Origin of the sequence: Micromonospora sp. LOL_024 (genome assembly GCF_048060415.1) — a bacterium.
GTDB lineage: Bacteria > Actinomycetota > Actinomycetes > Mycobacteriales > Micromonosporaceae > Micromonospora.
Genome location: NZ_JBHMIS010000005.1, coordinates 109,112 through 121,494 on the forward strand (window position 1 = coordinate 109,112; position 12,383 = coordinate 121,494).

Consider the following 12,383-nt stretch of genomic DNA (forward strand, 5'->3'; position numbering starts at 1 on the left):
GACCGGCCGTTGAACCCGGCGTACCGACAGGGCTCCGTCAGGTCAGCTCGACCACCCGGTGCGCACCGGCCAGGGTTGCGGCGCGCTCCGCGGGCAGCACCTGCTCCAGAACCCGCCGGTTCGAGTAGCAGGCGTGCAGCATGCGGCGCTCGTGACGATCACCTCCGGTTACGATGCCAATGTGGTGGATCCGGTGCCCTGGGCGGGCGAAGCTGTACAGGTCCCCGGCGCGCTCCGCCCCCAACTCCACCCGGTGGGCGGCGACCACCTGGTCGCTGGAGTCGCGGGGGAGCAGCACCCCGAGCCGCCGCCAGACCAGGTGCACCAGCCCTGAGCAGTCGATCCCGTACGCGGACAACCCACCCCACAGGTAGCCGACCTCGACCAGGCGGGCCGCCACGGCCAGCACCTGCTCGGCGGTGGGTGGCGCGGTGGGTTCGGGCACCGCGTCCGCCGCGGAAAGCCACAGCGGCGCGGTGCGCCCCGGGGCGTAGACCGGCCGCCAACCGTCGATCACGTCGCCGGCCGGCACCAGGCTGGTGCCGAGGACAACTCCGGGCAGTGCGACCGCGCCGGCGGCGGTGTGGTGCAGGGCGGTGACGGTGGCGTCGACGACCACCCGGGGCGAGGTGTCGGTCCCCGCAACGGCCGGGGCCAGCTGCGTCACCGGCATCCAGCCCGGATAGCCGCGCGGGTCCATCCGGGGGGCGGGTTGATCCACCGCCACCACGTGCGCCCAGCCGTCGGGCCGGATCTCGCTGACAATCACCCGCTCGCCGAGCAGGAGCTGGCTCAGTACGTGGTCACCGACCTGCCGGCCGGCGGCCACGCCGGCGACCCGTGCCCCGACGTCGGCGGGTGGGCGCAACGCCGGGGCGTCCACCGGTCGGATCACGTCGGGAGCCTTCCACAGGGCGGCGATGGCGACCCTGACCACCGCCCCAGCGCCCTGCTGCACGTCCACCCCCGATAGGTTGCACCCCCGCTCCCGGGCCTTATGAAACTATCCGAGGTCTATCAATTCGCAGTACGAATCCTTACGCCCGCTGCCGACCCGCCACCTCCTCGGCGGGCGTGTCCACCGGCCGCGGGGCGACGAGAACGGAGTGTGTGGCAGGGAGGTGACGGGTGCGTACCGCGCCGATCGTCGCCTGCGACACCCTGTAGGCGAAGGGAGCGGTGATGAGTGAGCGAATCAACGGGCGGGCCTGGGAACTCGTGGGCGCGCCCAACGCGCGGGACCTGGGCGGCCTTATCGGCGTGGAGGGTCGGCGGGTACGCCCGGGGCTACTGATCCGTACACCAGCGTTGGGTCGGCTGACCGACGAGGACCTGCCGGTGCTGGCCAAGCTCGAACCGGCCTGCGTGGTGGATCTGCGCGCCCACTCGGAGGCTACGGTGGCTCCGCCGGACCGGCTGACGGGCGAACCGACGGTGGTGCATCTGCCGGTGCACGACCCGGCACATCCGGTCTTCACGTACGTCTCGGCGGTGCTGCTCGGACACGACCTGAGCGGGTACGCGGAGCTGGCGCGGCAGGGCACCCCGGCAGCGATGGCGTCGATCTACCGTTGGTTCGTCACCGGAGCCTCGGCTCGGCAGGGATTCGCCGCGACGGTGCGGCTGGCGGCCGACGGGCGTAACCTGCCGCTGCTCTACCACTGCTCGGCGGGCAAGGACCGCACCGGTTGGCTGACTGTGGTGCTGCTGCACGCGCTCGGCGTCGACGAGGCGGCGATCCGGGCCGACTACCTGGCCAACAACCCGCTGACGGCGAGCCTGCGTGAGGTGCTCGTCGAGGCCATGCGGCGGCGTCACCCGGACCTCGACGAGACTGCGGTGCGGCCGGTGCTGGAAGTCCGCCCGGAGTACCTCGACGCCGGGTACGAGCAGGTGCGGCAGGTGCACGGGTCGTTCGGCGGCTACCTGCGCGACGGGTTGGGGATCACCGCCGAGACGGTGGCGGCGTTGCGGACGAATCTGCTGGAGTGAGGGCACCGAGGTCGTGGCGGGCCTGCCAGACCCGGGCGGAGATGCTGGCAACCAGGCGCCGCGCGTCGGCGTCGGCCGGCCCGCTGGCCTGGTCGTCGTCGAGTGCGGTGGTGGTGCAGACGGCGAGTACATACGGCTCGGCGTCGTCCGGGAAGACCACCGCCGCGCCGTGCCGCACGCCGCGTACCCAGCCGTTCTTGTGGGCGAGGCGGGTGCCGGCGGGCAGCCCTTCGGCGATGTCCTGGCGGATCTGTTGGGCGCAGAGCACGTCGAGCATCGCGGCGCAGCCAGCGGTTGAGGCGACGGTTCCGGGATGGGTGGCGCCGGTGGCGACCGCGTCGAGCAGGGCGGCCAGGTCGGTGGCGGTGACCAGGTTGGTGATACCCGCCTCGCGGGCCGCGAAGTCCTCGATGCCGCGTGCGGTGACGCTGTGCCGGGCGCCGACGCTGGCCCAGACCTGCGCCACGGCCGGCCGGCCGACGTGTTCGATGACCAGGTTGGTGGCGAGGTTGCTGGAGCGGACGACCATCCGCTCAGCGAGCCAGCGCAGGGTCGCGTGTTGGCCGAGCCGTTCCCAGACAGCGGCGTCGTTGTCGTACTCGCGGGCGCAGGAGTACGCCGGGGCGTGCCGGTCGGCGGAGGTGAACCGGTTGACCACCTCGACCGGGGCGTCCGGGTCGAGGTGGCCGGCCTCGGCGGCCCGGTGCAGCGCGGCGAGCACGGCCAGTTTCATCGTGCTCGCCGCGTAGTGGGTGGCGTGGGCGTGCCGGATCCAGGTGGGCGGGGCGTCGAGCGGGCCCGCGTAGACCGAGATCGTTCCGGGCGCCCGGTCCAGCCGCGCGTGGAGGTCGTCCGCGGCCATCCGGCCGTCAGCCGGCGTGCTTGCGGCGGGCGGTCGTACGGGCCCGCTGGGTCTGGTCGAGCACGACCTTGCGGATGCGGACGGCGGCTGGGGTGACCTCGACGCATTCGTCCTCGCGGCAGAACTCCAGGGCCTGCTCGAGCGACAGCTTGCGTGGCGGGATCAACTTCTCGGTCTCGTCGGAGGTCGACGCGCGCATGTTGGTGAGCTTCTTCTCCTTGGTGATGTTGACGTCCATGTCGTCGGAGCGGGAGTTCTCCCCGACGATCATGCCCTCGTACACCTCGGTGGTCGGTTCGACGAAGAGCTGGCCGCGTTCCTGGAGGTTGATCATGGCGAACGAGGTGACAGCCCCGGCCCGGTCGGCGACCAGGGAACCGTTGTTGCGGGTACGCAGCTCGCCGAACCACGGCTCGTACGACTCGAAGACGTGGTGCAGGATTCCGGTGCCGCGGGTGTCGGTGAGGAACTCGGTGCGGAAGCCGATCAGGCCGCGGGCGGGGACCAGCCACTCCATCCGGATCCAGCCGGTGCCGTGGTTGACCAGCTGCTCCATCCGGCCCCTGCGGGTGGCCAGCAGTTGGGTGATCGCGCCCAGGTACTCGTCCGGGGCGTCGATGGTGAGGCGCTCCACCGGCTCGCAGATCCGCCCGTCGATCTCCCTGGTGACGACCTGCGGCTTGCCGACGGTCAGCTCGTAGGACTCGCGGCGCATCTGCTCGACGAGAATGGCCAGGGCCAGCTCACCACGGCCCTGCACCTCCCACGCGTCGGGGCGCTCGGTCGACAGCACCCGCAGCGACACGTTGCCGACGAGTTCCTTGTCGAGGCGGTCCTTGACCATCCGGGCGGTGACCTTTGCGCCCTTGACCCGGCCGACCAGAGGCGAGGTGTTGGTGCCGATGGTCATCGAGATGGCCGGCTCGTCGACGGTGATCAGCGGCAGCGGGATCGGGTTCTCCGCGTCGGCCAGGGTCTCACCGATCATGATGTCGGGGATGCCGGCGACGGCGATGATGTCACCCGGTCCGGCCGACTCGGCCGGCTTGCGCTCCAGACCCTCGGTGATCAGCATCTCGGAGATGCGGACCCGCTGGCTGCTACCGTCGGTGCGGCACCAGGCCACTGTCTGGCCCTTGCGGATGGTGCCCTGCCGGACCCGGCACAACGCGAGCCGGCCGAGGAACGGCGATGCGTCGAGGTTGGTCACGTGCGCCTGCAGCGGGGCGTCGTCGTCGTACGAGGGCGGCGGAATGGTGTCCAGCAGGGTGCGGAACAGGGGCTCCAGGCTCTGGCTGTCCTGCGGCACCGATCCGTCGGCGGGCTGGGTGAGCGAGGCGATGCCGTCCCGGGCGCAGGCGTAGACGATCGGGAAGTCGATCTGCTCCTCGTCGGCGTCCAGGTCGAGGAAGAGCTCGTAGGAGTCGTCCACGACCTCCTTGATCCGGGCGTCCGGGCGGTCCACCTTGTTGATCACGAGGATGATCGGCATCCGGGCCTTGAGGGCCTTGCGGAGCACGAAGCGGGTCTGTGGCAGCGGGCCCTCGCTGGCGTCGACGAGGAGTACCACGCCGTCGACCATGGTCAGGCCGCGCTCCACCTCGCCGCCGAAGTCGGCGTGTCCGGGAGTGTCGATGATGTTGATGGTGACCGGGTCGGAGCCATCCGCCGGCAGGTAGCGAACGCCGGTGTTCTTGGCCAGGATGGTGATGCCCTTTTCCCGCTCCAGGTCCCCGGAGTCCATCACCCGCTCGGTCACCTCGCCCCGGGCGCCATAGGCACCGGACTGCCGCAACATGGCGTCGACCAGGGTGGTCTTGCCGTGGTCGACGTGAGCGATGATGGCGACGTTACGGAGGTCGGTGCGAAGCTGCATTGCTCCATCCTCCCGCCTGTGCGGAGGCGGTGCGGCGTCGGGGGTCACCCTGGGTGCGTACCGGCTCGCGGTGGAGACGGCTGTCACACTTGCGGCAGTATGGCCGAGGTGATCCGGGGGTCGCCGTGCACGATCTGCTGAACTCGGTGCAGAGCCTACCGCCGTCGATGATCTATGTGGTGGCGGCGCTGGTCGTCGCCGCCGAGACGGCGCTGCTCGTCGGGTTGGTCGCCCCCGGCGAGGCGACCCTGCTGCTGGTCGGCTTCCTCACGTACACCGGGACGCTGCGGCTCGGTCCTGCGTTGCTGGTGATGATCCTGGCCGCCGCGGTGGGGGACGCGGTGGCGTTCCGGGCCGGGCGGCGCTACGGGCCGCGGTTGCGGGCCAGCCGGTGGGGGGTGCGGGTCGGGCCGCACCGGTGGGCTCGGGCCGACGCGATGCTCGGGCGGATGGGCGGCCGGGGGCTGCTGACCGCCCGCTGGGTGGCCTTCGCCCGCACGCTGGCGCCCCGCCTCGCCGGGGCGGCCGGCATGCCGTACCGGCGGTTCGCGCCGTGGAACCTGGCCGGGGTGGTCACCTGGGTGGGCGCCTCGGTGTTCGTCGGGCACCTGGCGGGCGAGTCCTACGAGACGGTGTCCCGGTTGCTGGGCCGGGCGACGGGTGCGGTCCTGGTGCTGGTGGCGGCGCTGGTCGCGGTGGTGCTGGCCGGTCGCTGGCTGGGACGAAATCCCGACCCGGCGCGGGCGTTGCTGGCACGCGCCGCGGGGATGCCGCCTCTGCGCTGGCTGTCGGCCCGGTACGGGTTGCTGTTCTTCCTGCTCACCCTCAGGCTCGGCCCTGCCTGGGCGTTGCTGGCGAACCTGGCGGCCGGGGTGCTGCTGCTCTTCGTGGTCGGGCTGGCCATCGCGTGGACGCTTCGGGTGGTGGTTGGGCACAGCGGGCTGGCGCTGGTCGACGGAGCGATCGCCAGCTGGTTCGCCGCCCGGCGTACGCCCGACGCGGTGGAGGCGACGCAGGCCGCGGTGTCGGTGCTGCGTGGCTCGTCGCTGATCGTGGTGGTGGCCCTGGTGGCCGCGGTGCAGGCGTGGCGGCATCGGCCCTGGCGGGCGGACCTGCTCAGTGTGGTCGGCACGATCGGCGCGTTCGTGCCGCTGGTGGTGCTGGCGGCGGTGGCCGACCTGGCCGCCGGCGGTCGGGTGGTGCTGTTCTCCACCCAGAACGCGGTGGTGACCGCGAGCTTGTGCACGCTGGCCTGGCTGTTGTCCCGCGGCGCGCGGTGGCCGATCGCGGTGGCCGCGTGGACCGTAGCGGCGGCCGGGGTGGTCGCCATCGGCGGCGGCCGGCTCTACCTGGGGTTGAGTACGGCCAGCGGCACCGTGGGCGCGGTGCTGCTCGGGGCGGCGTGGACGGCGGTTTTCATGGTCGCCTGGGCGACCCGGGACCGTGCTGTCGCGGCCGGTGGGTCGCTCGCGGGGTGAGGTGGGATCGACCGGGCGACGCGCCAGCTGTCCGCCCGGTCGGAAGTGCCTCGGTTCTAGGACCGGCTGATCCGGCCGGGCCACCAGAATCTCTCGCCGAACAGGAACGCCAGGGCCGGGACGACGACGGTACGGACCAGCAGGGTGTCCAGCAGGACGCCGAGGCAGACGATGATCCCGATCTGGGTCAGGGTGATCAGCGGCAGTACGCCGAGGACGGCGAAGACGGCGGCGAGCAGGATGCCGGCGCTGGTGATGACTCCGCCGGTGACTCGTAGCGCGGAGCGCATGCCGTCCCGGGTACCGGCGTTGCGGGCGTCCTCGCGGGCCCGGGTGACCAGGAAGATGTTGTAGTCGACGCCGAGCGCCACGAGGAACACGAAGGCGAGCAACGGCACGGTGGTGTCCAGTGCGGGGAAGCCGAGCACGTGGTCGAAGAGCAGCCAGGCGCCACCGAGGCTGGCGAGGTACGACGCGACGACGGTCGCCACGAGCAGCACCGGAGCGACCAGCCCGCGCAGCAGCAGGACCAGGACGGCGCCGACCAGCAGCAGGATGAGCGGCAGGATGAGGCGCAGGTCCGCCGCGTCGGCTGCTGCCGAGTCGTAGGTTCCGGCGACGGTGCCGCCGACGACGGCGCCGGACAGGTCGTCGATGCCCGCCGGGGCAGTTGGCGCGGAGCCGGGCACGGCGGCAACGGCCTCCCGGAGGGCCTCCAGCGTCCGGTCGGAGGCGGCGGTGCCCGGCTCGGCGTCGAGGACCACGTCGACCTGGGCGACGCCGGTGCCGGCGGTGCCGGGTCGGGCGGAGGCGACACCGTCCACCGCGGCGGCGGCGGCGGTGACCGCCGGCACGGCATCCGGGGAGGTCATCACTGCCACCGGCTGGGTGGTGCCGGCGGGGAAGGCGCGGGCGAGGGTCTGTGCGCCCGCCACCGCCTCCGGCTGCACCCGGAACTGCTCGGTCTCCGACAGTCCGGTCCGGATGCCCAGGCCACCGAGGGCCAGAGCGGCCAGCAGCAGGGTGGCCAGCGCCGCGACGGGCAACGGGCGGCCGCCGACGATGGTGCCGAGCCGGCCCCAGACGCGGCCTTCCCGGCCGACGCTGCCGAGGTGTGGCACGAACGGCCAGAACAGGCCGCGCCCGAGCAGCACCAACGCGGCGGGCAGGACGAGCAGGGCCGAGGCCATGGCGAGCAGGATGCCGGTGGCGCAGGCCACGGCGAGTGCCTTGTTGAGTTCCCGCTCGCTGAGCAGCAGGGTGAGCACGCCGAGCATGACGGTGCCGCCGCTGGCGAGGATCGGCTCGGCGGTGCGGCGCAGCGCGGCCCGCATGGCGGCGAATCGGTCCGCCTCGCGACGTAGTTCCTCGCGGTAGCGGGCGATGAGCAGCAGGGCGTAGTTGGTGGCGGCGCCGAAGACGAGGACGCTGGCGATGCCGGTCACGGCGCCGCCGGCGAAGTTGATGCCGACCGCTGGGATGATCGTGTCGAGGGCGCGCAGGGTGATCTGTTCGGTGGCGGCCACGATGGCCAGCGGCACCATCCACAGCAGTGGGCTGCGGTAGGTGAAGAGCAGCAGCAGGGCGACGACGGCGGCGGTGACGGCCAGCAGGGTGGTGTCGGCGCCCTCGAAGACCTTGGTGAGGTCGGCGGTGAAGGCGGGTGGGCCGGTCACCTCGACGGTGAGATCCGCGGGTAGTCCGGTGAGTGCCTCGCGGAGCTGGGCCACGGTGTCGGCCACGGCTTGCTGGCCGCCGTCGCTGCTCAGCGGCACGGCCAGCAGAGCCACCGTGCTGTCGGGGGAGAGTTGTGGTGGCGCGAGCTGACCGCCGGTGGCGAACCCGCCGAGCGCGGCGCTGCCGGTGGTGATGGCGGTGCGGTCGGTTTCGGTGAGTGGCCCGCCGTCGCCGCGGCTGATCACGACGATGGCCGGCTCGACGTCGTTTCGAGGTAGTTCGTCCTGGAGGCGTTCGACCTGGGTGGATTGCCAGCGATCGGACAGGCCGGTGGCCGAGACCGGCGCCGGGTTCCCGGGAGTGGGCAGCCAGAAGACGACCAGGGCGGCGACGATCGCCGCGACGACGGCGAACCAGGCGCTCCGGCGACCACCTGCCACGCGACTGAACACGGACATTCCAGCTCCCATCGACTCCCAATATCTAGACAATCGAGAGTCTCGCGTACCGAGAAAGATGTTGCAACAGCTCTCGCCGGCGAAGAATCTCGACTGTCGAGGACACAGGCCGATTCCGCTATGCTGCGAACCGGGGCCTGGAGGAGGAAGCGACGGGACGTGGCAGCTCACGGTATGTACCGGCGGCGCGACACGCGCCGGGAACTACTGGTCGCGGAGATCACCGCCGAACTTCGGCGCTACTGTACGGACGCGCAGCACGTCGGCCACGCCTTCGCCGGGCAGCATGGCCTCAACGCCACCGACCTGCAGGCGCTGATCGCCGTGATGGACGCCGAACTGCACGGCGCCCCGATCACCCCCGGGCGCCTCGGTGAGCACCTCGACCTCGCCTCCGGCTCGGTCACCGCGCTCGTCGACCGGCTGGAGCGCGCCGGACACCTGCGCCGTGACCGGGACACCGCCGACCGGCGGAAGATCCTGCTGCGCTACGCCGACCGAGGGGCCGAACTGGCGATGGGATTCTTCCGGCCGCTGGGCGAACGCACCGACCGGGTGATGACCGACTTCGGCGACGAGGAACTCGAGGTGGTGTACCGGTTCATGACGGCGATGGGAGTCTCGCTCCGGGAACATCGGGACGAGGTGCGCTCCGCTCGCGCCGAGCCGTCCCCGCCTCGGCTGGACTGAACCGGTGTTGGAACGGCTGGCCTGCGGACTGGCCACCGCCGCACTGCGGCTGCCACCGGCACGCACCCGGCGGATCGCCGTCACCCGGGACATCGCGGTCCGGGTGCGCGACGGGGTGATCCTGCGCACCGACCACTACGCGCCCGATCTGGCCGGCGTACCCACCGTGCTGATCCGCACCCCGTACGGCCGCTCCGGACCGATGCGGCTGCTCTGTCGACTCGCGGCCGAGCAGGGCTTTCACGTGGTCATCCAGTCCTGTCGGGGCACCGGCGACTCGGGAGGCTCGTTCGACCCGTTCGTGCACGAGCGCGACGACGGGCTGGACACCCTCGACTGGCTACGCCGGCAGCACTGGTGGAGCGGGGCGTTCGGCATGTTCGGCGCCAGCTACCAGGGGTTCGTGCAGTGGGCCCTGGCCGCCGACGCGGGCCACGAGCTGCGTGCGATGGTCGCCGTGGCGACCGCCTCGACCACCCGCGACTCCACGTACGCGGGAGAGTCGTTCGCCCTGGACACGGTGCTGACCTGGGTGGAGCTGCTGCAGGCGCAGACCGTGCCGTGGCTGGCCCGGCAGTGGGAGCTCAAGCGGGGGCAGCCGCGGCTGATCGCCGCGCTGTCGCATCTGCCGCTGATCGAGGCCGACCGGATCGCCACCGGGGCGACGGTGTCGTTCTTCCAGGAGTGGCTGCGCCATCACACGCCGCAGGCCGACTACTGGCGGAGCCGGGTCTTCGACGACCGGCTCCACCTGGTCCGGACCCCGGTGGCGATGGTCAGCGGCTGGCACGACATCTTCCTGCCGGCCCAACTGCGCGACTACGCGGCGCTGCGTGCCACCGGTGGGCAGCCGCGGCTGGTCGTCGGGCCGTGGACCCATGGCAGCCCGGGACTGTTCGTGGCCGCACTGCGCGAGGGGCTGGGCTGGCTCGACGCGCACCTGTCCGCGGGCGGCGCCGACCGGTCAGCAGGCCACGCCCCGGTGCGGGTGTACGTGGGCGGTGCCGGCGGGGGCTGGCGCGATCTACCCGACTGGCCGCCGGCCGCCGTTGCCACCCGATGGCACCTGCATCCGGGGGCGGTCCTGCGGACCTGCCCGGCAGAGCCGTCGTCACCGGACGGGTTCTGGTACGACCCGGCCGATCCGACCCCGTCGCTGGGTGGCCCGCTGCTGGTGGCCCAGCGCGCCGGGCCGGTCGACAACCGCCCGGTCGAGTCCCGGGACGACGTGCTGACCTGGACGAGCGAGCCGCTCGCCGACGCCGTCGAGGTGATCGGGCCGGTCCGGGCAGAGATCCACCTGCGTAGCGAGCTGACCAACCTGGACGTCTTCGTGCGACTGTGCGACGTGGACCGGCGGGGTCGATCCTGGAACGTCTGCGACGGGTTGGTTCGCCTCGATGCCGAGCGTTTTCCCGCGGACGCCGTGGGTGCCGTGGTGGTGCCGGTCGAGCTGTGGCCGGCGGCCCACCGCTTCGCCCCCGGTCACCGGCTGCGGCTGCAGGTCTGCGGCGGTGCGCACCCGCGGTACGCGCGCAACCCGGGCACCGGTGAACCACTCGGCGCAGCCGTCACTCTCCGTGGTGGGTATCGGGAGATTCTGCACGATCCCGATCATCCGTCCGCAGTGGTCCTGCCGATCGTCCAGCCTGGCTCTCAGACTCTTCCGGGCTGAACAGGCCGCCGCTGAGCTGGGCATTTACCGCTTTCGAGGGCTATGGTGGGGGTACGCCCGGCGCCGTGCAACCGATGGCCGGGCCTGCCTGTGAGGCCTCACCACCGCGTACGCGGTGTCATCATCGTGCCCGGCCCCCGACCGATGAGCAAAGGGGGAACCATGACGCGGGCACCGACCAACCTGCTAGCCGTCCGCAGTCTGCTACTCGAACATCTCAACCGCGACCCGAACCGGGGGCGCGAGGAGGATCTCGAACCCAACCAGGTCGGCATCGTCGGTGATGCCAACCACCGAGGTGGCTACCACTGTGGATCTGACCGGGTCGTCAACAACGACTACTCCGTGGTCGAGTCGTCCCGGGACCGCAACGGCCTGACCCTCGACGCCGCAGCCCTGGACGTGGGCACGTTCCGCGCCAGCTCCGGCGGCCGAAACCACAACCTCTTCACGTTCTCGGCCTGGTGCGTGACGCAGTGCGCCGCCAACGCGCCGGACACCCGGGACATCCGCGAGATCATCTACTCGCCGAACGGCAAGGTGGTCAAGCGCTGGGATCGGCTCGGCCGGCGCAGCACCGGAGACCGGTCCCACCTGTGGCACACCCACTTCAGCTTCTTCCGCGACTCGATCAAGGCGAACCGCGACCAGAGACCGTTGTTCCGTCGCTATCTGAGCGCCATCGGTCTCATCAAGCCAGAGGAGGAGAACGACATGACACCCGAGGAGCACAACTGGCTGAAGACCGTCCACCGCAACCTCACCGTCCTGGACGGGCGCAACCCGGTCGGGCAGACCTACACCCGGATGGCCATGGGCGAGGACCACATCGATCCCACGTTCAAGGTTTCGCACCCGACGCTGCGCACGATCGGCGCTCAGCTCACCGCGCTGCAGACAGCGTTGGCGACGCTCGGAAACCGGGACTTCACCGACGAGCAGGCAATCATCACCGGAGTGCTCGCCGGTCTGACCCCGCAGGAAATCGCCGCGGCGATCCCGCCCACCGTGGCCGACCAGGTGGTGACGGAGTTGGGTCGGCGGCTGGCAGCCTGAACGATCCGGCCGACGAAGATCGGTGGCGGTGGCCGAGTGGCCACTGCCATCGGGCCTGACACCACGCCGGGTGCGGCCCGCCGGTGCCACGCCGACGACCGGGCCCGTCACCGGCGTGCTCGCCCGCCGGACAACGGGTGCCAGGAGACCGGGGCGGCGGCCGGTGACCGGCCGCCGCCCGGCAAGAATCAGAGCGGACGGACGTTGTCCGCCTGCGGTCCCTTCTGTCCCTGGGTCACGTCGAACTCCACCTTCTGGCCCTCGGTCAGTTCCCGGTAGCCACTCGACGAGATCGCCGAGTAGTGGACGAAGACGTCGGGCCCCCCGCCGTCCTGCTCGATGAAACCGAAGCCCTTTTCGGAGTTGAACCACTTCACGGTGCCGGTTGCCATGCGTACTCTCTCCCTGTTTCATGCGAGCGACCGCCGGCTCCGCGCCGACGATCGCCCAATACCTTCCCGACAGTAACCGGTGAAGGGCAAATTTGCCGGCCGAAGCGCGCCACGAGGCGAGGCGGGTTGAAGTTCCGAGGCATCAGGGATCACCCCGAGAGGGGTTCCGGCGGAGTTCGGGAGGAATACCTGATGCCCGGGCTGGCCACCAGGTCCTAGCGTACGAG

At 71.5% G+C, this 12,383-nt stretch carries 10 protein-coding genes; 5 read left to right on the plus strand and 5 right to left on the minus strand.

Annotated elements, in window-relative coordinates:
• Positions 1 to 37: 37 nt before the first annotated feature.
• Positions 38 to 964, minus strand: a complete 927-nt coding sequence (locus ACFHWY_RS08925; RefSeq protein ID WP_416579643.1) for an NlpC/P60 family protein — start codon at positions 962 to 964, stop codon at positions 38 to 40.
• 218 nt (positions 965 to 1,182) lie between these two features.
• Between ACFHWY_RS08925 and ACFHWY_RS08930 the strand changes: the two genes are divergently transcribed.
• Positions 1,183 to 1,992, plus strand: coding sequence for a tyrosine-protein phosphatase (locus ACFHWY_RS08930; RefSeq protein WP_416579644.1), 810 nt, complete (start codon positions 1,183 to 1,185; stop codon positions 1,990 to 1,992).
• On the opposite strand, the gene ACFHWY_RS08935 is transcribed toward ACFHWY_RS08930, so the two are convergent.
• Both ACFHWY_RS08935 and typA read right to left on the minus strand, forming a co-directional pair.
• Positions 1,946 to 2,854, minus strand: coding sequence for a serine hydrolase (locus ACFHWY_RS08935; RefSeq protein ID WP_416579645.1), 909 nt, complete (start codon positions 2,852 to 2,854; stop codon positions 1,946 to 1,948). The two genes, ACFHWY_RS08930 and ACFHWY_RS08935, sit on opposite strands and share 47 nt — an antisense overlap.
• A 7-nt stretch (positions 2,855 to 2,861) precedes the next feature.
• Positions 2,862 to 4,730 carry a translational GTPase TypA gene (gene typA, locus ACFHWY_RS08940; protein ID WP_416579646.1) on the minus strand — a complete coding sequence of 623 codons (1,869 nt, stop codon included), beginning with the start codon at positions 4,728 to 4,730 and terminating at the stop codon, positions 2,862 to 2,864.
• Positions 4,731 to 4,855: 125 nt separating this feature from the next.
• Between typA and ACFHWY_RS08945 the strand changes: the two genes are divergently transcribed.
• Positions 4,856 to 6,208 carry a DedA family protein gene (locus ACFHWY_RS08945; protein WP_416579647.1) on the plus strand — a complete coding sequence of 451 codons (1,353 nt, stop codon included), beginning with the start codon at positions 4,856 to 4,858 and terminating at the stop codon, positions 6,206 to 6,208.
• A 56-nt stretch (positions 6,209 to 6,264) separates the two neighbouring features.
• Here ACFHWY_RS08945 and ACFHWY_RS08950 read toward each other — a convergent pair whose 3' ends face one another.
• Positions 6,265 to 8,343, minus strand: a complete 2,079-nt coding sequence (locus ACFHWY_RS08950; protein WP_416579648.1) for an MMPL family transporter — start codon at positions 8,341 to 8,343, stop codon at positions 6,265 to 6,267.
• Positions 8,344 to 8,517: 174 nt separating this feature from the next.
• Here ACFHWY_RS08950 and ACFHWY_RS08955 point away from each other — a divergent pair, with 174 nt between their 5' ends.
• The 3 genes from ACFHWY_RS08955 to ACFHWY_RS08965 all read left to right on the plus strand — a co-directional run bounded on the left by ACFHWY_RS08955 (position 8,518) and on the right by ACFHWY_RS08965 (position 11,764).
• Positions 8,518 to 9,033 (plus strand): MarR family winged helix-turn-helix transcriptional regulator, encoded by a 516-nt coding sequence (locus ACFHWY_RS08955; RefSeq protein WP_416579754.1) that lies wholly within the window; start codon positions 8,518 to 8,520, stop codon positions 9,031 to 9,033.
• 4 nt (positions 9,034 to 9,037) lie between these two features.
• Complete coding sequence (locus ACFHWY_RS08960; protein ID WP_416579649.1) at positions 9,038 to 10,708, plus strand: CocE/NonD family hydrolase; 1,671 nt, start codon at positions 9,038 to 9,040, stop codon at positions 10,706 to 10,708.
• A 162-nt stretch (positions 10,709 to 10,870) separates the two neighbouring features.
• Positions 10,871 to 11,764: a hypothetical protein gene (locus tag ACFHWY_RS08965; protein ID WP_416579650.1), complete on the plus strand. Its 894-nt coding sequence runs from the start codon at positions 10,871 to 10,873 to the stop codon at positions 11,762 to 11,764.
• Positions 11,765 to 11,952: 188 nt separating this feature from the next.
• On the opposite strand, the gene ACFHWY_RS08970 is transcribed toward ACFHWY_RS08965, so the two are convergent.
• The gene (locus ACFHWY_RS08970) at positions 11,953 to 12,156 is read right to left on the minus strand and encodes a cold-shock protein (protein ID WP_092382534.1); all 204 of its coding nucleotides are present in this window, start codon (positions 12,154 to 12,156) and stop codon (positions 11,953 to 11,955) included.
• Positions 12,157 to 12,383: the final 227 nt, after the last annotated feature.

Bases quoted from the DNA above. Each gene is read 5' to 3' on its own strand.
- ACFHWY_RS08930 (WP_416579644.1), top strand. From the start codon at position 1,183: ATGAGTGAGCGAATCAACGGGCGGGCCTGGGAACTCGTGGGCGCGCCC.
- ACFHWY_RS08935 (WP_416579645.1), bottom strand. From the start codon at position 2,854: ATGGCCGCGGACGACCTCCACGCGCGGCTGGACCGGGCGCCCGGAACG.
- typA (WP_416579646.1), bottom strand. From the start codon at position 4,730: ATGCAGCTTCGCACCGACCTCCGTAACGTCGCCATCATCGCTCACGTC.
- ACFHWY_RS08950 (WP_416579648.1), bottom strand. From the start codon at position 8,343: ATGTCCGTGTTCAGTCGCGTGGCAGGTGGTCGCCGGAGCGCCTGGTTC.
- ACFHWY_RS08955 (WP_416579754.1), top strand. From the start codon at position 8,518: ATGTACCGGCGGCGCGACACGCGCCGGGAACTACTGGTCGCGGAGATC.
- ACFHWY_RS08965 (WP_416579650.1), top strand. From the start codon at position 10,871: ATGACGCGGGCACCGACCAACCTGCTAGCCGTCCGCAGTCTGCTACTC.
- ACFHWY_RS08970 (WP_092382534.1), bottom strand. From the start codon at position 12,156: ATGGCAACCGGCACCGTGAAGTGGTTCAACTCCGAAAAGGGCTTCGGT.